This is a genomic window from Bradyrhizobium sp. BR 1432, assembly GCF_051547705.1.
GTDB classification, from domain to species: domain Bacteria; phylum Pseudomonadota; class Alphaproteobacteria; order Rhizobiales; family Xanthobacteraceae; genus Bradyrhizobium; species Bradyrhizobium zhanjiangense.
On the sequence record NZ_JBPUGF010000003.1, the window covers coordinates 1,342,693 to 1,362,378 of the forward strand.

A 19,686-nucleotide genomic window follows, 5' to 3' on the forward strand; every position below is an offset into this window, starting at 1 on the left:
ATGCCGCGACGTTGCGCAAGGCAATTCGAAAGGCATCTCGATCGGAGCGAAATCTCCAGATGCGCGCTTGTCCTGTCGAGTGAATTGTGGCGTTCTTGTCCATATTATGGACAGGACGAGCTTCGACCGCAACGCTAGGGAACCGCGGCAGGGCGCCCAGGCAATCCGGCGCGCGCTCGCGGTGCTGCGCATTCTGGCCGCAGGCCGCGAAGACGGTGTGCCATTGGCCGAGGTGGTACGGGCGACCGGCCTCACCCGCCCGACCGTGCATCGCATCGTCCACGTGCTGATCGAGGAAGGCATCGTCGAGCGGCACGAGCGGACCGGCCGCTATGCGATCGGCAACCAGGTGCCGGAGCTGGCGCTCGCGCGGCCGCGGCCGTCGCGGCTGCTGATCGCCGCCAATCCGTCGCTGCGGCGCGCCTCCGCCGAGATCGGCGACACGCTGTTCCTGACGGTGCGGACCGGCAACGACACGCTGTGCGTCGATCGCAGGATCGGCGTCTATCCGATTCAGGTGCTGTCGATCGAGGTCGGCGCGCGCCGGCCGCTCGGCGTCTCCAGCGCCGGCGTCGCCATCCTCGCCGCGATGCCGGCGCAGGACGCGCGCAAAATCGTCGCGGCCAACGAGAAGAGGTTCGAGGCCTACCAGACCGACGTCGCGACCGTGATGGGCGAGATCACCACGGCGCGGCGGCGCGGCTACTACATGCGGGAGATTGGCCTCGTGCAGGGCACGAAATCGATCTCGACCTGGATCAAGAGCTCGGACGGACAGCCGGCTGCTGCGATGACGGTCTCTGCCGTGCGGACGAGGCTCGGCCCCCGCCGCGAGCAGGAGGTCGCGGAGATTCTGCTGCGCGAGGCTGGGATCATCGAGCAGGTCATTCGCGGCTAAGGCGCCGGCGGCGCGACTTCGCCTCTCCCCGCCTGCGGGAAGAGGCCGACGCGCGAAGCGCGGCGGATGAGGGGGAGTCTCCGCGAATTCAACTGCCACCGTGAATGCGGAAGCAGCCCCTCACCCAACCCTCTCCCCGTAAGAACGGGGCGAGGGAGCGCACTGCCGTTGCGGCCGCGGCTCCATCACGCGTCGTCGCTGCATGCCGGCATCCATCACTGTCAATGGGCTGACGCCGCGCTTCGTTTTGTGGCACAAGGACCGCCATCGCCGACCCGACCAACGAGGCCACGCATGCCCGCGCCCAAACCGCCTGCCTTCGAGACCCTGAGCCTGCATGCGGGCCAGCATCCGGATCCCGTAACCGGCGCTCGCGCCGTGCCGATCTACCAGACCACGTCCTATGTGTTCCAGGATTCCGACCACGCTGCCGCGCTGTTCAACCTGGAGCGCGCCGGTCACATCTACACCCGCATCTCCAATCCGACCACCGGCGTGCTGGAGGAACGGCTGGCGGCGCTCGAAGGCGGCGTCGGCGCGATCTGCACCGCCAGCGGCATGGCCGCGCTGCATCTGGCCATCGCGACGCTTCTGAACGCCGGCGACCACATCGTGGCGTCGAGCTCGCTCTATGGCGGCACCATCAACCTCTTGCGCACACGCTGCCGCGCTTCGGCATCACCACCACCTTCGTCAAGCCGCGCGATCTCGACGCGTTCCGCGCGGCGATCAAGCCGAACACGAGGCTGGTGATCGGCGAGACCATCGGCAATCCCGGGCTGGAAGTGCTCGACATCCCTGAGGTCGCGGCGATCGCACATGATGCGAAAATTCCGCTGCTGATCGACAACACCTTCGCCACGCCCTATCTCAGCCGCCCCGTCGAACTCGGGGCCGACATCGTCATGCATTCGGCGACCAAGTGGATCGGCGGCCACGGTATCGCGATCGGCGGCGCCATCGTCGACGGCGGCCGCTTCGACTGGCGTGGCTCCGGCAAATTCGGCGTGCTGACCGAGCCCTATGGCGGCTATCATGGCATCGTGTTTGACGAGCAGTTCGGCACCGCGGCCTTCATCATGCGCGCGCGCACCGAGGGCCTGCGCGATTTCGGCGCCTGCCTCTCCCCGACCAACGCGTTCCAGCTATTGCAGGGCGTGGAAACGCTCGGCGTGCGCATGGACCGGCATATGCAGAACACGCACCTCGTGCTGGACGCGCTGAAGGTCAACAAGGCGGTCGACTGGGTGCTGCATCCCTCGCTGGAGGACCACCCTGACTATCAGCTTGCAAAGAGGCTGCTGCCGCGCGGCGCCGGCTCCATCGTCTCCTTCGGCATCAAGGGCGGGCGGCCCGCCGGGCGCAAGTTCATCGAGTCGCTGCGCATGATCAGCCATCTCGCCAATGTCGGCGACGCCAAGACCTTGGTGATCCACCCCGCCTCGACCACGCATCAGCAGATGGACGCCGAACAGCTCAAGACCGCCGGAGTCGGCGAGGAGCTGGTGCGGCTCTCGGTCGGCATCGAGACGGCCTCCGACATCATCGACGATCTCGCCCAAGCGCTGCGCATTTCGCAAAAGGTCTGACGCCATGAAGCTCTCCGTCAACGGCACTGAGGTGTTTGTCGCAACCGGCGGCCGCGACTTCGACAATACCCTGCCTGCGGTCGTCTTCATCCACGGCGCCGGCTTCGACCATTCGACCTGGGCGCTGCACACGCGCTGGTTCGCCCATCACGGCTTTTCGGTGCTGGCGCCTGATATGCCCGGCCACGGCCGCTCGGCCGGTCCGTCGCTGTCGACCATCGCTGAGATGGCCGACTGGACGGCGGCGCTGCTGGATGCGGCAGGAGCCGCGAAGGCGCACCTGATCGGCCATTCCATGGGCTCGCTAATCTCGCTGGAGACGGCGGCGCGGCATCCGGACAAGGTCTCCGCGCTGAGCCTGATCGGCACCGCCGCGACCATGACGGTCGGCCCGGATCTGCTGAAGGCCGCCGAAGCCAACGACCAGGATGCCGTCGACATGGTCTCGATCTGGGGCCTCGGCTTCAAGGCCGAGCTCGGCGGCAGCCTCGCGCCGGGCCTTTGGATGCATGGCGGCGCACAGGCCGTGTTGAAGCATTGCGAGCCGGGCGTGCTGTTCAGGGATCTGTCGGCCTGCAATGCCTATGCGAATGCGCTTCAAGCCGCCGCGAGCGTGAAGGTGCCGACCACGCTCATTCTCGGCGAGCGGGACATGATCGACTCCGGCGAAAGCCGGCAAGGCGCTGGCGGCGGCGATCCCGCAGGCGAAGACCGTCATCGTGCCGGGCGCAGGACACATGATCATGGCCGAGCGCCCGGATGAATTGCTGGCGGCGCTGAGGAACTGAAAAAGGATCAATCGGCTGCCTTGCGCGTTGCATCCCTGTGATTTCAAAGGGAACTCGACCCATGCCAAGACAGGAAATCATCCGCAAAGCCAAGCAGGACAAGCGCGCCGGCAAATCGGCAAGCACGCAGGCCGGCGAATTCGTCAAGGACGAAATCGACAAGATCAGGAAAGGCAAGCATGGCGCGCGGTCGACAAAGCAAGCCATCGCCATCGGCCTGTCCGAGGCGCGCCGCGCCGGCGTCGATCTGCCGCCGCCGCGCAAGGGGCGCACCAAGAAGTCGACGCGCCGCAGCGCCAAATATGCCTACGAGGCCGGTCAGGGCAAACGCACCCCGAAGCGCCGGCCGCGCGTATCGCGCGCCGTCGAGAACGTCCTGAAGAAGGAGCCGCGCTCCACAGCGTCGCGCAGCGCGCTGTCGAAGCAGGCCAAGCGCGCCGCGAGCGTGCGAACCGCGGCGTCGCGTTCGGCCGCTGCGCGGAAAGCGAGCCGCACCAAGGGCGCCAAGGCCCGCTCCGCCGCCGCCAAGAAGGCGGCACGCACCAGGACGCGCCGGCGCTGATCAGCTCAGGCGCCGGCTCCGCTCGGACAACACCGCGTGGGCGGCGCGCTCGGCCTCGCGCGCCGAACGGAACTGACGGCCTTCGAGACTGTCGAACAGGCGCTCCGAGGAGAAGAAGCGGAAGCCACGCGCGTCTCTGGTGATGATGCCGGCGGCGCGGTCTTGGATTTCGATGATGTAGGCGTTCGATTGGGTTTGGGACATGACTGCTCGTTCGCCGAGGTTTCGGCGTTCCTGTCTTGCGATTTGCAATATTGGATGCTGCTAGGAGGCGGTCAGCAACAACAACAGGCGCCGGTGGCCGCCGAGAAACAGCGACGCGTCATGCACGCATGCATGTTGCCTGGATTTCGCTGGTGATCGGTTCTCATATCGCAGCTTCGGCTCAAGGAGCAGTTTCGATGCTGCGAATATCGAGCGATTGCCGCGATTGGTCAATGAAATGGCTATCCATATTTGGCAGCGGCAGGCCCGGGCGCTTCTCCCGCAGGAAGCGCTGACAGCCGGATTCATCTCGCGATGAGTTCAACACGTGCGCCCGGCCCAGCATGATAGGCTTCTCGCCGCTACGACGCAGAATTTGGGAGGTCCAGAGATGGCGGAAGACCTAAAGGGGCGCACGGCGCTCGTCACCGGCGGCTCGCGCGGCATTGGCGCGGCCGTCTGTCGCGCGCTGGCGGATGCAGGCGCCGCCGTGGCGATCAACTGCCGCGAGCAGATCGGCCAGGCCGAGCAGCTCGCAGGTGAGATCGGCAGGCAGGGCGGCCGCGCGATCGTGATCGCCGCCGACGTCTCGCAGCGCGAGGCCGTAGCCGGCATGGTCGAGCGCGCCACGGCCGGGCTTGGGCCGATCGACATCCTCGTCAACAATGCCGGCATCGCCATCACGCGCGGCGTCGATGATCTCACCGAAGACGATTTCGACCGGACCATCCTGGTCAATCTGAAATCCGTCTTCCTGTGCACGCAGGCGGTGCTGCCGTCGATGCGCGCGAGGAAGTGGGGGCGCATCGTCAACATCTCCTCGGGCGCCGCGCGCGGTGCCGGCGCCATCGGGCCGCATTACAATGCATCCAAGGCCGGTCTGGAAGGCCTCACGCGAGGTTATGCGGCGCGCCTCGTGAAGCAAGGCATCACCGTCAATGCGGTGGCGCCGTCATTGATCGAGACCGACATGATGAGCGGCCAGTCGCAACTCGTCAGCCGCATCCCACTCGGCCGCTTTGGCACGGCGGCGGAGGTGGCGAAGGCCGCGATGCTGCTGGTCGATAATGCCTACATGACCGGGCAGACCATCGCGCTGAGCGGCGGCATGGCGTTTAATTAGCGGGAGCGGCCGGCGCCCTCTTCACCTCGCCCCGCTTGCGGGGAGAGGTCGGATTGCATCGAAGATGCAATCCGGGTGAGGGGGTACAGGTCTATCGACGATCTCATACGCGGAGAGAGCCCCTCACCCCGCCCTCTCCCCGCAAGAGCGGGGCGAGGGAGACGAGAGAGAACGGAGACTCACCACATCGTCGCGGCGGCGCGCGCGGGCCAGGCGCGATCATATTCTTCGCCGCCCGATTCTGTTCTCGCTCATCTCGGCCAGGATCTGGCCGGGCGTCGGCAGGGTCTTGGGATCGACGCGCTTGTCGGGATTCCAGAGGTCGGAGCGGACGATGGCGCGGGCGCACTGGAAATAGATCTCGTCCACGCTCATCACCATAACGCTGCGCGGTGCCTTGCCTTCGACCTTGAACGAGGCCAGCAGCTCGGGATCGATCGAGAGATGGGCGCGGCCGTTGGCCCGGACCGCATTGCCGGAGCCGGGAATCAGGAACATCAGCAACACCCTGGGATCGCGCACGATGTTGCGCAAGGAATCGACCCGGTTGTTGCCGCGCCGGTCCGGCAACATCAGCGTCTTGGAGTCGTGAATGCGGACGAAGCCGGGCAGGTCGCCGCGCGGCGAGCAGTCGATCCCCTCCGGTCCAATGGTCGCAAGCGCCGCGAACGGCGCCTTCTCAATGAAGATCCGATAGAGCGGCGTGACATGGTCGGCGACTTTCACGGTCGAGGCATCGTTGGTGACGCCGTAGATGGCCTCCAGCTGTTCGACCGTTTCGATCACCGACATTCCACTCTCCTGGTTGCGCTGGTTATTCCTGCCAGCCTTCGTTCCTGATCACCCGCAGGAGCTGGCGGCTATGATACTCCGCGCTGCCGGCGTTGAGGATGGTGACATCGGCCTGCGCCTGCGCATCATCGACGCTGCGCGACAGCCGCTCCGCGATGTTGCCGTCGCTATGCCGCGCCCGCGCGGCAAGCCGCTGCGCCAGCACGTCCGGCGGCGCCGTGATCGCGACCACCACGACATTGGCATAGGTTTGGCGCAACGCGCCGATCACCGTGCGCGAGACGTTGACGACGACCGTGCGTCCGGCACGGATATCGTCGTTGATCTCGAGCGGCAGCGCGTAGCAATGTCCGTGCGCCTCCCAGTGTACGGCGAAATCGCCATGCTGCTGCGCGCGGCGGAATTCGTCGGGGCCGAGCGCGACATTGTCTTCGTGACCGGAGGATTCCCGCGTCACGACGCGGCGTGGAAAGAAGATATCGTGATCCTCGCTACACGCCGCCTGTGCGAGCCGCAAAAGCGTATCCTTACCGGCGCCGCTGGGACCGATCACGAGCACCAGCCGCCCGGGACCAGTCCCGCCTGCCAAGCCCTGCGCCATGGCCGCGGTTTCGCTCATGCGACACGGCTCCCTTCGCGCCAGACGCTGCGGACGACGGGAACGCTGCCGGCAACATGCACGCGGATCAGGTCGGCGCGCTTGCCGATCGCGACCTCGCCGCGATCGGTGAGTTCGACCGCATCGGCAGGCGCCTTGGTCACGGTGCGGATCGCCGACGGCAGATCGATCGCAGGCACATGTTCGGGTAGTTGCAGCGCACCCATCAGCAGGCTCGACGGGATGTAATCCGACGACAGGATATCGAGCAGGCCTTCACGCGCGAGATCGACGGCGGCGATGTTGCCGGAGTGCGAGCCGCCGCGCACGACATTGGGCGCGCCCATCAGGATGTTGATGCCGGACTGGTGCAGGCCGCGGGCGGCCTCCAGCGTGGTGGGGAACTCCGCCACGGCGACGCCGTCGCGCACGGCGTCCGCTACGTTCTCCTCGGTGGTGTCGTCATGGCTCGCCAGCGGAATCTTCGTACTGATGCGCCAGCGCCACGATCTCGCGCATGTTGGTCGCGGCATATTGCTTCTGGTACTCGAAGCGCTTTGCGAACAGCTCGTCGAGCTCGGCGTCGGTCTTGCCGCCGCCCTTGCCGCGATAATAGTCGCGCAGCTTGACCTCGTCGCGGAACTGGCGCTGGCCGGGGGTATGATCCATCAGCGACATCAGCTTGACGTCGGGACGGTCGATCAGCTCCTTGGCCTCCTCGACCACGCTCGGCATCGGGATTTCGCAGCGCAGATGCAGGAAATGGTCGGCACGCAACAGGCTGGCATCGCGCGCGGTCGTGATTGCGGCGGCGAGCACGCCGGCGCGGCCGTCGACTTCCTCCGCGCCCTCCTCGCGCCAGACCCGGAGCGAATCGAACACGGTGGTGATGCCCGAGGTCGCGAGCTGGCCGTCATACGAGATGACGGCGGCGACCGGATTCCAGAACACTTTTGGCCGCGGCACGTAATGCGCCTCGAGATGGTCGGTGTGGAGCTCGATCAGACCCGGCATGATAAGGTCGCCGCCGGCATCCTCGGCTCCGGCGGGCGCCCTGCCCTCGCCGATCTCGGCGATGCGTCCGCCCGCGAGAGCAAGCCAGCCCTGCTCGATCACCCGGTCGGCCAGCACGATCCTGGCGTTGGCGATGACGGTGTCCTTCGGCTTGGCGTTCATTTCCCTCTTCCTTCAGGCCGCGGCGGCAAAGCTGGTGACGTCGACGATGCGGTCGGCAATCAGATGACGGATTTCGTCGTCGTGGACAATGGCGACCATGGCGACGCCCTGGCGCTTTTTTTCAGTGACCAGCTCGACCACGACGGCGCGGTTGGCGGCATCGAGCGAGGCGGTCGGCTCGTCCAGCAGCAGGATCGGCAAATCCGAGATGAAGCCGCGCGCGATGTTGACGCGCTGGCTGCTCGCCGCCGGAGAAGGTCGCGGGCGGAAGCCGCCAGAGCCGCTCGGGGATGTTGAGGCGATGCAGGAGGCTGCCTGCGCGCTGCTGCGCTTCAGCGCGCGCCAGGCCGTTGACGATCAGCGGCTCGGCCACGACGTCGATGGTGGCAACCCGCGGCACCGCCCGCAGGAACTGGCTGACATAGCCGATGGTGGAACGGCGAACGTTGAGCACCTGTCGCGGCTCGGCACTGGCGAGATCGATCAGCGCGCCGCGATGACGAATGCCGATGCGGCCGCTATCGCAGCGGTAGTTGCCAAAAATCATCTTCAGGATCGACGACTTGCCGGCGCCGGATGGCCCCGACAGCACGACGCACTCACCGGGATCGACGTGGAAGGTCACGCCGCGCACGGCCGGCAATTCGATGCCGCCTTGCAGGTGCATCGTAAAGGTCTTTTGGGCATCGGCAACGTCGATCATTGCGGTCATCGAAAAGCTCATGGCGGGAGAATCGAGGAGACGAGGAGTTGCGTATAGGGCTCGCGGGGATCGTCGAACACCTGGTCGGTGAGACCGGTCTCGATGACGTGGCCGCCCTTCATCACCATTACGCGGTGCGACAACAGGCGCGCCACCGCAAGATCGTGGGTGACGATGATGACGGCGAGGTGCAGCTCGGCGACCAGGCTGCGCAGGAGGTCGAGCAGGCGGGCCTGCACGGAGACATCGAGGCCGCCGGTCGGCTCGTCCATGAACACCAGCCGCGGCCCGGTGACGAGGTTGCGCGCGATCTGGAGGCGCTGGCGCATGCCGCCGGAATAGGTGCGCGGCGCATCGTCGATGCGCGCGACGTCGATCTCGACGCGCGTCAGCCAGTCCGACGCGGTATCGCGGATACGGCCGTAATGATTCCAGCCGACCGCCATCAGTCGCTCGCCGACATTGGCGCCGGCCGAGACCGCCATGCGCAGGCCCTGCGCGGGATCCTGGTGCACATAGCCCCAGTCAGTGCGGAACAGGAAGCGCCGCTCGGCTTCGCCCAGCGTGGTCAGATCGCGAGTGATTCCGTCGCGCATCCGGTAGGAGACGTGGCCGGCGCTCGGCGCGAGCTGGCCCGACAGCATTTGCAGCAGCGTCGACTTGCCCGAGCCGGACTCGCCGACGATCGCCAGCACTTCGCCGGGATAGAGCGCGAAGGAAACGTCGCGGCAGGCGGCGATGCGGCCGAAGGACTTGCTGAGCGCCTCCGCGACCAGCAGCGGCTGGTCATTTTCGGGCGTATCGAGATCAGCCAAATCTTGATCAACCATGTGAGCCCGCCTTCTCCTTGTACGGCGCGGCGCTGAGGCTGCCGTGATGGCCGGCGGCCTGCCGTCCCTCGCAATAATCGCTATCCGAGCAGACGAACATGCGTCCGCCCCTGTCGTCGGTGACGATCTCGTCGAGATATGAATTTTCGGCGCCGCACAGCGCGCAGGGCGCGTTGAAGCGGTAGGGCTCGAACGGGTGGTCCTCGAAATCGAGCGACACCACCTGCGTGTAGGGCGGAATCGCATAGATGCGCTTCTCGCGGCCGGCGCCGAACAATTGCAGCGCCGGACAATTGTCCATCTTGGGATTGTCGAATTTCGGCGTCGGCGAGGGATCCATCACATAGCGCGCGTTCACCTTCACCGGATAGGCATAGGCGGTCGCGATATGGCCGAAGCGGGCGATGTCCTCATAGAGCTTCACATGCATCAAGCCGTATTCGGCGAGCGCATGCATGCGCCGCGTCTCGGTCTCGCGCGGCTCGAGGAAGCGCAGCGGCTCCGGGATCGGCACCTGATAGACCACCACCTGGTTTTCATTCAGCGCCGTCTCCGGAATGCGGTGACGGGTCTGGATCACGGTCGCCTCATCCGTCGCCGTCGTCGTGGCGACGCCCGCGGTCTTGGCGAAGAACTTGCGGATCGAGATCGCGTTGGTGGTATCGTCGGAACCCTGATCGATCACCTTCAGCACGTCCTCAGGTCCCAGGATCGCGGCGGTGACCTGCACGCCGCCGGTACCCCAGCCATAGGGCATCGGCATTTCGCGGCTGGCGAACGGCACCTGATACCCGGGGATCGCGATCGCCTTGAGGATCGCACGGCGGATCATCCGCTTGGTCTGCTCGTCGAGATAGGCGAAATTGTAGGCGGGCGCGTTCATTCCGCGGCCTCCTTCATGGGCTCAGCATTGGCATCGGCAAATTCTTGACGCAGCTTGCGGAGCAGGCCGAGCTCGGACTGGAAGTCGACATAGTGCGGCAGCTTGAGATGCTCGACGAAGCCGGTCGCCTGGACGTTGTCCGAATGCGACAGCACGAATTCCTCATCTTGCGCCGGGGCGAGCGCCTCCTCGCCAAGCTCGCGGGCACGCAGTGCGCGGTCGACCAGCGCCATCGACATGGTCTTGCGCTCGCTCTGGCCGAAGGCGAGGCCGTAGCCGCGGGTGAAGCACGGCGCTTCCGTCGCCGATCCCTTGAACTGGTTGACCATCTGGCACTCGGTCAGCTCGATCGCGCCGAGCGGCACGGCGAAACCGACCTCCTCGGCGAAGAATTCGACCTCGACCTCGCCGAAGCGGATCTCGCCGGCGAAGGGATGGTTGCGGCCATAGCCGCGCTGGGTGGAATAGCCCATCGCCAGCAGAAAGCCCTCGTCACCACGCGCCAGATTTTGCAGGCGCAGATCGCGGTCCGCCGGAAAATTCAGCGGCTCGCGGGTGAGATCGCCGACGCTGGCACCGTCTTCGGCATGCGGCGAAGACTCGATCAGCCCGTCCCGGCCGAGAATATCAGTCACGCGCGGCGTGGCCGCGGTCGAGGCTTCGGCTGTCGCCGGCGCTTCCGGTACAAAGCCTTCGGCGAGCGAGGGATCAAGCAGGCGGTGGGTATAATCGAAGGTCGGCCCGAGGATCTGGCCGCCCGGAATGTCCTTGAAGGTCGAGGACACCCGCCGCTGCACGCGCATCGCGCCGGTGTCGACCGGCTCGCTCACGCCGAAGCGCGGCAGCGTGGCGCGGAAGGCGCGGACCAGGAAGATCGCCTCGATCAGGTCGCCGCGCGCCTGCTTGATCGCGAGCGCTGCGAGCTCGCGGTCATAGAGCGAGCCTTCGCTCATGACGCGGTCGACGGCGAGGCCGAGCTGCTCCGAGATCTGGTCGAGCGTGACTTCCGGAACGCCTTGGTCGCCGCGCCGCGCATTGGCAAGCAGGCGATGGGCGTTCTCGATGGCGCGTTCGCCGCCTTTGACTGCGACATACATGCTTCAGCTTCCCTTGTTCGCGACGCGCGTGGTGCGCGGGATCGCAATCACGGCATCATCGGCGACCAGCACCACATCGAGGCCGCGCGGAAACAGCGGCTCGTTGAACCGCAGGCGGTCGAACAGGTCGAACGGCTTGACCGACGCCTGGAGCGTGGCGACGCCGTCGATGCCGGGTCCCCGCAGCTCGAAGCTGCGTCCCGAGCCCAGGCTATCGACCTGCAGGATCAGTGTGGTCGAACGATCCGGATATTCGTTGGTGCCTAGCGCGAAGCGCTCGAGCGGCGGAAGCGCGGCGCCGGCGCCGATCAATGCGAAGCTCGCAATCGAGGAGTCCTGCACCACCGGCGCGCCGGTGTGGAACTTGAGCCACTTCACCACGTCGGAATTTTGCGCCATGCGCGCATCGATCCAGAGCGGCGTGTCGTGGTCGAACAGCGTCAGCGCGATCGCAGCGGTGCCGCGCATCATCGTATGGGGCGTTCCGGCTGTCGGCACGATGCGCTGGACCGAACCCGGCCGCGCCATCGCGTCCATCACCGAGCGGAAGGTCGATTGCGCCGACAACACCTTGTCGGCAAATCCCGGCGGCAGTTCCGCAATCGTGGTCATGATCTCACCCCTCACCGCGCACCATGGTGTAGAAATCAACCTTCGTCGCGGCAGTCTGCGCCGCCGCCTGCTGGCGCTTCGTCATAAGCTGCGCGCGCAAAGGCGCGATCACGTCGCGCTCGACGGCTGAGCCGAAATCGCTGGACTGCACCAGCGCGTCGCACAGCGCGATCAGCCGCGCCTTCTCACCATCACGGCCGAGCGTGTAGCCGAAGCCGACCTCGCCGCTGGCAAGCCGGACCGCAGCGCGCGACACCGTGGCTTCGCCGAGGTTGAACGGCGCACCGTCGCCGCCGACCCGGCCGCGCAGCATGACGAGACCGTTTTCGCCCTCGCGCAGATCCTGATGGGCCGGGATGCTTGAAGTTGCGGAGGCGAGCGGCGATCTCGCCCGCCTCCGCGTGCGCCAGCACGGCCATCGCGGCCTTGCGCTGGGCTTGCTGGTTGTTGTGCTGGGTCACGGATTCACCGAACTTGCCGATTCTAAGTTGTCTATGATACTAGACAACTTCATAAGGGAGCGCCATGACTGTTTCGTGACAAAGGCGTGATTTCTGGGCTAGGCTGACCGGCGATATGAGCATGCAAGACACTGCATCGTCGGGCGTCGCGTTGTGGCGCCTCGTCGCCGACGGCATCGAGCGCGGCATCGCCGACGGCCGCTTTGCCGCCGGCGACAAATTACCGGGCGAGATGGAGATCGCCGAAACCTACCGCGTGAACCGCCACACCGTGCGGCGCGCGCTGGCCGCGCTTGCCGAGCGCGGCCTGGTGCGGGCCGAGCGCGGCAGCGGAACCTATGTCGAGGCGCAGAAGCTCGCCTATCCGCTGCGCTCGCGCACGCGCTTCTCCGAGATCGTCGGCGCCGGCGGCCGCGAGCCGCGCGGCCAGTTGATCGAGGCGTCCGACGATGTCGCAACCCGCGAGCTGGCGCGCGAGCTCGGCCTGAAGACCGGCGCGCCGCTGGTGCGAATCGAGGCGATCCGCCTCGCCGACCGCACGCCGATCTGCGTCTCCACCACCTGGCTATCGGCGGAATTGTTTCCGGGCGCGGGCGCCGTGTTCGCCACGACACGCTCGATGACGAAGTTGCTGGAGCACTACGGCATTCGTGACTACCGCCGCGGCGCGACCCGGATCACCGCCGGCATCGTTGATGCGACGGACGCCGCCCGGCTCGATCTTGCGCTGGGACGTCCGATCCTGGTGGTCGATGCGACCGACCACGCTCTCGACGGCAAGCCGCTGGTGACTAAGCACTCGCGGTTTGCGGCGGAGCGGGTGGAGTTTCTGGTGGAGTCGTCGGGGACTCTCTTCCCTCTCCCCTTGTGGGAGAGGGTGGCTCGCCGCGATAGCGGCGAGACGGGTGAGGGGTATGTCTCCACAAATCCAGATCTGAGCTTGTGGAGACATACCCCTCATCCGGCGCTTCGCGCCACCTTCTCCCACAAGGGGAGAAGGAAGAGCTATGCCACTGCCCGTCGCCCGATAATCGCAAAGCGCAGCTTGCCCGAGATGAAATCGATCGCGGCAACCGCGACCAAAATCATCAGGATCAGGAACGATACCTTCTGCCATTCCAGCACGCGGATCTGCTCGGCGAGCTGGAGGCCGATGCCGCCGGCGCCGACGATGCCGATGATGGTGGCCGAGCGGGTGTTCGAATTCGATAAAATAGAGCACTTGGCCGGCGATCACGGGCAAAACCTGCGGCAGCAGCCCGAAGCGGATCTCGTGCAGCGCGCTGCCGCCGGAGGCGCGGATGCCTTCGACCTGCTTCTGGTCGGCGCCCTCGATCGCCTCCGAGAACAGTTTTCCAAAGGCGCCGAAATCCGACACGGCGATGGCAAGCACGCCGGCGAACGGGCCGAGCCCGACCACATTGATCCACACCAGCGCCCAGATCAGCGTGTTGACGCCGCGGATCGAATCGAGGAAGCGGCGAACCGGGAAACGCAGGATGATTGACGGTACCACGTTGCGCGCGGCGAGCAGGCTGACCGGCAGCGCGAACAGCGCCGCCAGCGTCGTGCCGAGCAGCGCGATCGACAGCGTCTCGCCCAGCGCTTTCAGATAGACCGGCAGCGAGGAGCCGGGATCGGGCGGGATCATCATCAGGCTGATCCAGCCGAGCTGGCTGAGGCCGGCGAGGAACCGCGACGGCGAGAAGTCGAGATCGACCAGGCCGTAGGTGAGGATCGCGAACGCCGCGACGATCATCGCGGGCGTTGCAAGCCGCGCCGAGGCCGGCCGGTCGAATACATCGGGGTAGCGCGCGCGGATCTCTCGCGTGTCGACCTGCTGCGGCTTCGTCACGTCCGCGCCTCCTTGCCGAACAGGCGGCCGCGCAGCCAGCCGGTGGTGATGTCGATGATGAAGACGGTGACGATGATGGTGAGCAGGATGGCGCTGACGTCCGAGTAGTAGAACTTGCGGATGGCGACGACGAGCTCCTGGCCGATGCCGCCGGCGCCGACAAAACCCATCACCGAGGCTTCGCGGACATTGATTTCGAAGCGCAGCAGCGCGTAGCTGGCATAACCTGCGGTCACCTGCGGCACCACGGCGAAGCGCATGCAGGAGAGCCAGCTCGCACCGGTCGAGCGGATTCCCTCGACCGGCTTCATGTCGGCATTCTCGACGATCTCCGAGAACAATTTTCCAAGCGCGCCGGTGGAGTGGATCGCGATCGCGAGCACGCCGGCCATGGGTCCGAGCCCGAAGGCGATGACGAACACCAGTGCGAACACGATGCCGGGAACGGTGCGGGCGAATTCGAGCAGGCGGCGCACGACGAAGCGCAGCCAGGGCGCGGGCGAGGTGTTCTCCGCCGCGAAGAAGTTCAGGGCAAAGGCGAAGGTCGCGCCGATCAGCGTGCCGACATAGGAGATCAGCAGCGTCTCGCCCAGCATCCTCAGCCATTTGCGCCAGCCCCACAGCCACTCGCCGATATCGGTCCAGACCCGCTGGCCGCTGTCGAGCGTGAGGATGCGGTCGAAATAGCTGATGAAGTTGCCGAAATAGGTGAACAGCGTGCGCAAATTCACCTCGGCGCCGATCGCGGCGAGAACCAGCGCTGCGGCAAAGATACCGGCTCCCAACAGGAGACGCCATCGCCTGCGCGCGACCGCCTGGCGATAGGCGGCGTTGAGCACGGCAAGCTGCTGCTCGGGGAGGATCGAAACCGCGACGGTCATCTTGTCAGGGAGAGTGGCCTGTAAAAAGAGAAAGAGCCGGGTCCGTCGACCCGGCTCGAGTAGCTCGTCCTGAGATCAGGACGCCTTCTTCTTACGCAGCGCATCGACGAACTTGATCAGCTCGATCGTGCCATCCCAGTCCTTGGTGGTGGCGGGATGAAAACCCTTCTTCTGGCCGTCGGAGAGACGGTCGAATGCTGCTTTGTCCTTACTCGGAGCGTCGAAGAACGCCTTGGCGATGGCGGCCTTGGCATCTTCCGGGAGATCCGAGTTGTAGGCGTAGGGACCGTTGATGATCGGCGCCGACTTGTGGATGATGCGGAAGTCGTCCTTCTTCATCGCCGAGCCATCGGCATTCTTCAGCATACCCTTGGTCAGCATCTGCGCCAGCGTCGAATCGTCATCGCTGGTCCACTGGTTGGCGGCAACGTCGACCGTGCCCTGCGCCAGCGCCAGCATCGCGTTCTCGTGGCTGCCGGTGAAGACGACCTTGCTGAAATAGCTGTCGGCATCGTGGATGCCCATCTTGTCGAGCTCGAAGCGCGGCACATTGTTGCCGGAGGTCGAGTTCGGATCGACGAGGCCGAGATTCTTGCCCTTGAGGTCATCGACCTTCTTGTAGGCGCTGCTCGCCTTGACGAAGAACACCGAATAGTAGCCGGTCGAACCGTCGGCGTTGATGTCGTTGGCGAAGGCATCGGTCTTGACGCCGGTCAGACGTGCGCGCGCGAACGAGGCCGAGCCGTAGCTCGCGATATGGATGTTGCCGGCGCGCTGGCCTTCGATGACGGCGGCGTAGTCGTTGGCGATGCGCAACGTGACCTTCACGCCCAATTCCTTGGAGAGATAGCTCATGAACGGCGCCCAGCGCTCGGTGACGCCGGAGGCGTTCTCCGCCGGCACGACCGCGAAGGTCAATTCCGGATATTTGGTTTTCCAGTCGTCCGCGGAGGCGGAGGTCGTGAACGCAAGCGCGGCGGCGCCGGCGAGGATTAATCTGCGAGTGATCATGATACCCTCTTCATCGGTTGAGGTCGGTTGACGCAAAGACTTGAACTAAACAGGCGAGGCTCAGGCCGCCGCGGCCGTCCCGAGCGCCGGAACGCCTTCGGGCGCCGGGACAGGCATGCCGCCCATGACGTCGGCGGCTTCGAGATCGTAGAGCTCGCGCGCCACGCGATCGGTCAGCGCCGACGGCGCGCCGTCGAACACCACGCGGCCCGCGGCCATGCCGATCAGGCGGTCGCAATAGCTGCGCGCCAGATCGAGCGAATGCAGGTTGCAGAGCACCGTAATGCCGAAATGCTTGTTGATGCGCAGCAGCGCATCCATCACGATCTTGGTGTTGCGCGGATCGAGCGAGGCGATCGGCTCGTCGGCGAGGATGATATCGGGCTGCTGCACCAGCGCGCGGGCGATCGCGACACGCTGCTGCTGGCCGCCGGAGAGCTGGTCGGCGCGCTGGGCGGCGAGCGCGGCGATGTCGAACTGCTCCAGCGCGGACATCGCCAGAGCCTTGTCCTGCTCGGGCCAGAGCTGCGACAGCGAGCGCCAAGCCGGCATCGTTGCGAGGCGCCCCATCAGGACGTTGGTGAGAACATCGAGCCGGCCGACCAGGTTGAACTGCTGGAAGATCATCGCCGAACGCGCCCGCCACTGCCGCAACTCCTTGCCGCGCAGCGCGGTGACGTCGATGCCGTCGAACAGGATGCGCCCCTCAGTCGGCGTCACCAGCCGATTGATGGTCCGCAGCAGGGTCGACTTGCCGGCGCCGGACCGTCCGATCACACCGACGAAGCCGCCGGGGGAGACTTGAAACGAAGCGTCGTCCACCGCGGCTTTTGCACCGAAGCGACACGTCAGACCTTCCACCACCAGCATGCAGCACTCCAGATTAACTGGAGCCCACCGCTAACGCCGGCGCTTAACACTTGTGTGACATCCGCGTTGCGGTGCGGCGATCCAACACACGTCATCCCCTGTCATCGCCGCGTCATGACATTGTCATCAAGCCGCTCGAAGAGGAACGCCCCACCCTCGCGCTTCGGATACGACATGGCCGCCAAAGCTCTTTCGATTCAGCCGACCATCGATCCCTCGGCCAAGCTGCACGAGGCTAGGCTCGGCGCCTACACCGAGGTCGGCGCACGCACGATCCTGCATGAAGTGACGATGGGCGATTACTCCTATGTCGTCAACGACGCCCAGATCACCTACACGACGATCGGAAAATTCTGCTCGATCGCCGCGATGACGCGGATCAATCCCGGCAATCATCCGATGCACCGCGCGACGCAGGCGCACTTCACCTATCGTTCGAGCGCCTACTTCGAGGGCGAGAGCGACGACACCGAGTTCTTCGACTGGCGGCGCCAGCATCACGTCCATATCGGTCACGACGTCTGGATCGGTCATGGCGCGATCGTGCTGCCGGGCCGCAACATCGGCACCGGCGCGGTGATCGCGGCCGGCGCCATCGTCACCAAGGACGTGCCGGCCTACACCATCGTCGCCGGCAATCCGGCCCGCATCGTGCGGCGGCGGTTCTCGGAGGAGATCGCCGGACGGCTCGCCAAGCTCGCCTGGTGGGACTGGGATCACGACAAATTGCGTGAAGCGCTGCCCGATTTCCGCAAGCTCGGGATTGAAGATTTCCTCGCGACATACGAAGCACGGGCGAGCTCTTTCACCGGTTCTCCTGCCAGCAAACGAAGCGCGGTCGCGTGACAGACATTTTCCTTGAAGGCGGCCGGGCCCTGATCGGCGCCGAGCTCGTCGAAACCTCCCTTCTCGTGTCCGGAACTGATATCGCGCAGGTCGATACTTCCCGCGGCCGCGCGCGGCTCGCCATCGACGCCCGCAACCTGCTGGTGTTGCCCGGCATCGTCGATCTGCATGGCGATGCCTTCGAGCGCCAGATGATGCCGCGCGCCGGCGTCGATTTTCCGATCGACGTCGCGCTCGCCGACAGCGACCGCCAAGCGATCAGCAACGGCATTACCACGGTGTTCCACGCCACGACCTGCTCGTGGGAGCCGGGCCTGCGCAGCGCCGACAATGCGCGCGGCCTGATGGAGGCGATCGAGCGGCAGCGTCCGCAATTCGCCGCCGACACCCGCTTCCACCTCCGGCATGAGACCTACAATCTCGATGCAGAGGCCGAGATCAGCCAGTGGCTCGCGGAAGGCCGCGTCGACCTGTTCGCCTTCAATGACCACATGGACGGCACCGTTGCCGATATGGCCAAGCCACGCAAGCGCAATCGCATGGTCGAGCGCACCGGGCTATCGAGCGAGGAATTTGACCGGCTGGTCGAACGCGTGGTGGCACGCGCTGCCGACGTTCCAGCCTCCGTGTCGCGGCTGGCCGCTGCCGCCCAGGCCGTTGCAGTGCGGATGCTCTCGCATGACGACGCGACGCCGGCGATGCGCCAGGAGTTTCGCGAGCTCGGTGCGATGATCGCCGAGTTTCCGGTCAACGAGGAGACGGCGCGGGCGGCAGCAAGTCACGGCGATGCCATCGTCTATGGCGCGCCGAACGTCGTGCGCGGCGGCAGCCATACCGGCTGGACCAGGGCATCGGACATGATCGCCAAGGGCCTCTGCTCGGTGCTGGCGTCGGACTATTACTATCCCGCACAGCTGCTGGCCGCATTCCGGCTCGCCGCCGACGGCGTGCTGCCTCTGACCGACGCCTGGGATTTGGTCTCTGCCGGGCCTGCCCGTGCAACCGGCCTTACCGATCGCGGCATCCTCGCGGAAGGACGCCGCGCCGACATTCTTTTGGTCGACGACAGCGTGAAGCTGCGGCCGCGGCTGATCGCGGTGATATCAGGCGGCAAGCTCGTGCATCTCACCGATGCGACGCGGCTGCTCACAGCGGCGGCGATGCCACGCGAGACTGTCGTTGCGGCATGAATTGGCTATGCTGAGGCAATGACAGGTTTTTCCCGCTACGCGATCTATTTTGCCGCCGGCGCCGACAGCGCCCTCTCCCGCTTTGGCGCCGAGCTGCTCGGCTACGATACCTACACCGGCGACGAGGTGCCGTTTCCGCGCGAGGCACTGCATGTCGCCGCCGACTGGCGCGACGTCACCGCCGATCCCCGCAAATACGGCTTCCACGGCACGCTGAAGGCGCCGATGACGCTGGCGGCCGGCAGAACCGAGGCCGAGCTTGCGGCGGCCTGTGCGGCATTCGCCGGCAAGCCGCGGCCGATCCCGGCGATCCGACCGGTCGTCGATTCCATCAGCGGCTTCATTGCCGTCATTCCGGCTGAGCCCGTCCACACGCTCCAGCAGCTCGCCGCCGATTGCGTCAGCGATTTCGATTCCTTTCGAACCGAGCTGACGGCGGAAGACCGCGCGCGTCGCAGGCCCGAGAAGCTCAGCGAGCGGCACCGCGACTATCTCGACCGCTGGGGTTACCCTTACGTCATGGAAGAATTCCGCTTCCACATGACGCTGACGGGACGGCTGGACGCCGAGCGCCGCGGGCCGATTCTGGAGATGTTGCGGGCGCGGTTTGCGACATTGAAGCTCAATGCGCTGACGATCGATCGCATCGCGCTGTTCAAGCAGGATGATCCCAAGGCTCGCTTTCGCGTCGTCGGCGAGTGGGCTTTGACGCGGTAG

Annotated in this window: 16 protein-coding genes and 8 pseudogenes; 9 read left to right on the plus strand and 15 right to left on the minus strand. The window is 65.8% G+C overall.

Features of this window, described 5'->3' with window-relative positions; translation table 11 throughout:
- The first annotated feature begins 106 nt into the window (after positions 1-106).
- The 4 genes and pseudogenes from ACSKB8_RS06545 (at position 107) to ACSKB8_RS06560 (ending at position 3,837) form a co-directional block, all read left to right on the plus strand.
- Positions 107-898 carry an IclR family transcriptional regulator gene (locus tag ACSKB8_RS06545; RefSeq protein WP_438103317.1) on the plus strand — a complete coding sequence of 264 codons (792 nt, stop codon included), beginning with the start codon at positions 107-109 and terminating at the stop codon, positions 896-898.
- Positions 899-1,192: 294 nt separating this feature from the next.
- Positions 1,193-2,487 (plus strand): annotated as a pseudogene (locus ACSKB8_RS06550) (O-acetylhomoserine aminocarboxypropyltransferase).
- Between the two features lie 4 nt (positions 2,488-2,491).
- Positions 2,492-3,275 (plus strand): annotated as a pseudogene (locus ACSKB8_RS06555) (alpha/beta fold hydrolase).
- Between the two features lie 61 nt (positions 3,276-3,336).
- Entirely contained in the window at positions 3,337-3,837 is a 501-nt protein-coding gene (locus tag ACSKB8_RS06560) for a DUF6496 domain-containing protein (RefSeq protein ID WP_438103319.1), read from the plus strand.
- On the opposite strand, the gene ACSKB8_RS06565 is transcribed toward ACSKB8_RS06560, so the two are convergent.
- Entirely contained in the window at positions 3,838-4,041 is a 204-nt protein-coding gene (locus tag ACSKB8_RS06565) for a hypothetical protein (protein ID WP_128942870.1), read from the minus strand.
- 181 nt (positions 4,042-4,222) lie between these two features.
- The gene (locus ACSKB8_RS06570; protein ID WP_438103321.1) at positions 4,223-4,387 is read right to left on the minus strand and encodes a hypothetical protein; all 165 of its coding nucleotides are present in this window, start codon (positions 4,385-4,387) and stop codon (positions 4,223-4,225) included.
- A 45-nt stretch (positions 4,388-4,432) separates the two neighbouring features.
- Here ACSKB8_RS06570 and ACSKB8_RS06575 point away from each other — a divergent pair, with 45 nt between their 5' ends.
- The gene (locus tag ACSKB8_RS06575; RefSeq protein ID WP_438103323.1) at positions 4,433-5,164 is read left to right on the plus strand and encodes an SDR family NAD(P)-dependent oxidoreductase; all 732 of its coding nucleotides are present in this window, start codon (positions 4,433-4,435) and stop codon (positions 5,162-5,164) included.
- Between the two features lie 179 nt (positions 5,165-5,343).
- Here the strand turns inward: ACSKB8_RS06575 and ACSKB8_RS06580 are convergent.
- The 9 genes and pseudogenes from ACSKB8_RS06580 to phnG form a co-directional block, all read right to left on the minus strand.
- Positions 5,344-5,956 (minus strand): annotated as a pseudogene (locus tag ACSKB8_RS06580) (pyridoxamine 5'-phosphate oxidase family protein).
- A 22-nt stretch (positions 5,957-5,978) separates the two neighbouring features.
- A complete protein-coding gene (phnN, locus tag ACSKB8_RS06585; protein WP_438103324.1) occupies positions 5,979-6,575 on the minus strand; it encodes a phosphonate metabolism protein/1,5-bisphosphokinase (PRPP-forming) PhnN in 597 nt (198 codons plus the stop codon).
- Positions 6,572-7,730 (minus strand): annotated as a pseudogene (locus ACSKB8_RS06590) (alpha-D-ribose 1-methylphosphonate 5-triphosphate diphosphatase). Before ACSKB8_RS06590 ends, phnN begins: the two are co-directional and overlap by 4 nt.
- A 12-nt stretch (positions 7,731-7,742) precedes the next feature.
- Positions 7,743-8,442 (minus strand): annotated as a pseudogene (gene phnL / locus ACSKB8_RS06595) (phosphonate C-P lyase system protein PhnL).
- A gap of 8 nt (positions 8,443-8,450) precedes the next feature.
- A complete protein-coding gene (phnK, locus tag ACSKB8_RS06600) occupies positions 8,451-9,263 on the minus strand; it encodes a phosphonate C-P lyase system protein PhnK (RefSeq protein WP_438103326.1) in 813 nt (270 codons plus the stop codon).
- On the minus strand, positions 9,256-10,146 hold the full coding sequence (locus ACSKB8_RS06605; protein WP_438103328.1) for an alpha-D-ribose 1-methylphosphonate 5-phosphate C-P-lyase PhnJ: 891 nt from the start codon (positions 10,144-10,146) through the stop codon (positions 9,256-9,258). Before ACSKB8_RS06605 ends, phnK begins: the two co-directional genes overlap by 8 nt.
- Positions 10,143-11,243, minus strand: coding sequence for a carbon-phosphorus lyase complex subunit PhnI (locus ACSKB8_RS06610; RefSeq protein WP_438103330.1), 1,101 nt, complete (start codon positions 11,241-11,243; stop codon positions 10,143-10,145). The genes ACSKB8_RS06605 and ACSKB8_RS06610 overlap by 4 nt, the downstream gene beginning before the upstream one ends.
- A gap of 3 nt (positions 11,244-11,246) precedes the next feature.
- Positions 11,247-11,855: a phosphonate C-P lyase system protein PhnH gene (gene phnH, locus ACSKB8_RS06615; protein WP_438103332.1), complete on the minus strand. Its 609-nt coding sequence runs from the start codon at positions 11,853-11,855 to the stop codon at positions 11,247-11,249.
- Between the two features lie 4 nt (positions 11,856-11,859).
- Positions 11,860-12,274, minus strand: a pseudogene (gene phnG / locus ACSKB8_RS06620) (phosphonate C-P lyase system protein PhnG).
- Positions 12,275-12,431: 157 nt separating this feature from the next.
- Here phnG and phnF point away from each other — a divergent pair.
- Positions 12,432-13,157, plus strand: a pseudogene (gene phnF / locus ACSKB8_RS06625) (phosphonate metabolism transcriptional regulator PhnF); the annotation flags it as partial.
- 164 nt (positions 13,158-13,321) lie between these two features.
- Here phnF and phnE (ACSKB8_RS06630) read toward each other — a convergent pair.
- The 4 genes and pseudogenes from phnE (ACSKB8_RS06630) to phnC all read right to left on the minus strand — a co-directional run bounded on the left by phnE (ACSKB8_RS06630) (position 13,322) and on the right by phnC (position 16,933).
- Positions 13,322-14,075, minus strand: a pseudogene (phnE, locus tag ACSKB8_RS06630) (phosphonate ABC transporter, permease protein PhnE).
- Positions 14,076-14,167: 92 nt separating this feature from the next.
- On the minus strand, positions 14,168-15,052 hold the full coding sequence (gene phnE, locus ACSKB8_RS06635) for a phosphonate ABC transporter, permease protein PhnE (protein WP_438103334.1): 885 nt from the start codon (positions 15,050-15,052) through the stop codon (positions 14,168-14,170).
- A gap of 75 nt (positions 15,053-15,127) precedes the next feature.
- Positions 15,128-16,063 carry a phosphonate ABC transporter substrate-binding protein gene (phnD, locus tag ACSKB8_RS06640; protein WP_438103336.1) on the minus strand — a complete coding sequence of 312 codons (936 nt, stop codon included), beginning with the start codon at positions 16,061-16,063 and terminating at the stop codon, positions 15,128-15,130.
- 60 nt (positions 16,064-16,123) lie between these two features.
- Positions 16,124-16,933, minus strand: coding sequence for a phosphonate ABC transporter ATP-binding protein (gene phnC, locus ACSKB8_RS06645; RefSeq protein ID WP_091899080.1), 810 nt, complete (start codon positions 16,931-16,933; stop codon positions 16,124-16,126).
- A gap of 174 nt (positions 16,934-17,107) precedes the next feature.
- Between phnC and ACSKB8_RS06650 the strand changes: the two genes are divergently transcribed.
- Genes ACSKB8_RS06650 through ACSKB8_RS06660 form a run of 3 tightly spaced genes read left to right on the plus strand, consistent with a single transcriptional unit; the run spans position 17,108 to position 19,686 of the window.
- Complete coding sequence (locus ACSKB8_RS06650) at positions 17,108-17,779, plus strand: chloramphenicol acetyltransferase (RefSeq protein WP_438103337.1); 672 nt, start codon at positions 17,108-17,110, stop codon at positions 17,777-17,779.
- Complete coding sequence (locus tag ACSKB8_RS06655) at positions 17,776-18,969, plus strand: alpha-D-ribose 1-methylphosphonate 5-triphosphate diphosphatase (RefSeq protein ID WP_438103339.1); 1,194 nt, start codon at positions 17,776-17,778, stop codon at positions 18,967-18,969. The genes ACSKB8_RS06650 and ACSKB8_RS06655 overlap by 4 nt, the downstream gene beginning before the upstream one ends.
- 18 nt (positions 18,970-18,987) lie before the next feature.
- The gene (locus tag ACSKB8_RS06660) at positions 18,988-19,686 is read left to right on the plus strand and encodes a DUF1045 domain-containing protein (protein ID WP_438103341.1); all 699 of its coding nucleotides are present in this window, start codon (positions 18,988-18,990) and stop codon (positions 19,684-19,686) included.

Coding starts and splice junctions, on each gene's coding strand:
- ACSKB8_RS06545 (WP_438103317.1), top strand. CDS start 107: ATGGACAGGACGAGCTTCGACCGCAACGCTAGGGAACCGCGGCAGGGC.
- ACSKB8_RS06560 (WP_438103319.1), top strand. CDS start 3,337: ATGCCAAGACAGGAAATCATCCGCAAAGCCAAGCAGGACAAGCGCGCC.
- ACSKB8_RS06565 (WP_128942870.1), bottom strand. CDS start 4,041: ATGTCCCAAACCCAATCGAACGCCTACATCATCGAAATCCAAGACCGC.
- ACSKB8_RS06570 (WP_438103321.1), bottom strand. CDS start 4,387: ATGCTGGGCCGGGCGCACGTGTTGAACTCATCGCGAGATGAATCCGGC.
- ACSKB8_RS06575 (WP_438103323.1), top strand. CDS start 4,433: ATGGCGGAAGACCTAAAGGGGCGCACGGCGCTCGTCACCGGCGGCTCG.
- phnN (WP_438103324.1), bottom strand. CDS start 6,575: ATGAGCGAAACCGCGGCCATGGCGCAGGGCTTGGCAGGCGGGACTGGT.
- phnK (WP_438103326.1), bottom strand. CDS start 9,263: ATGGTTGATCAAGATTTGGCTGATCTCGATACGCCCGAAAATGACCAG.
- ACSKB8_RS06605 (WP_438103328.1), bottom strand. CDS start 10,146: ATGAACGCGCCCGCCTACAATTTCGCCTATCTCGACGAGCAGACCAAG.
- ACSKB8_RS06610 (WP_438103330.1), bottom strand. CDS start 11,243: ATGTATGTCGCAGTCAAAGGCGGCGAACGCGCCATCGAGAACGCCCAT.
- phnH (WP_438103332.1), bottom strand. CDS start 11,855: ATGACCACGATTGCGGAACTGCCGCCGGGATTTGCCGACAAGGTGTTG.
- phnE (WP_438103334.1), bottom strand. CDS start 15,052: ATGACCGTCGCGGTTTCGATCCTCCCCGAGCAGCAGCTTGCCGTGCTC.
- phnD (WP_438103336.1), bottom strand. CDS start 16,063: ATGATCACTCGCAGATTAATCCTCGCCGGCGCCGCCGCGCTTGCGTTC.
- phnC (WP_091899080.1), bottom strand. CDS start 16,933: ATGCTGGTGGTGGAAGGTCTGACGTGTCGCTTCGGTGCAAAAGCCGCG.
- ACSKB8_RS06650 (WP_438103337.1), top strand. CDS start 17,108: ATGGCCGCCAAAGCTCTTTCGATTCAGCCGACCATCGATCCCTCGGCC.
- ACSKB8_RS06660 (WP_438103341.1), top strand. CDS start 18,988: ATGACAGGTTTTTCCCGCTACGCGATCTATTTTGCCGCCGGCGCCGAC.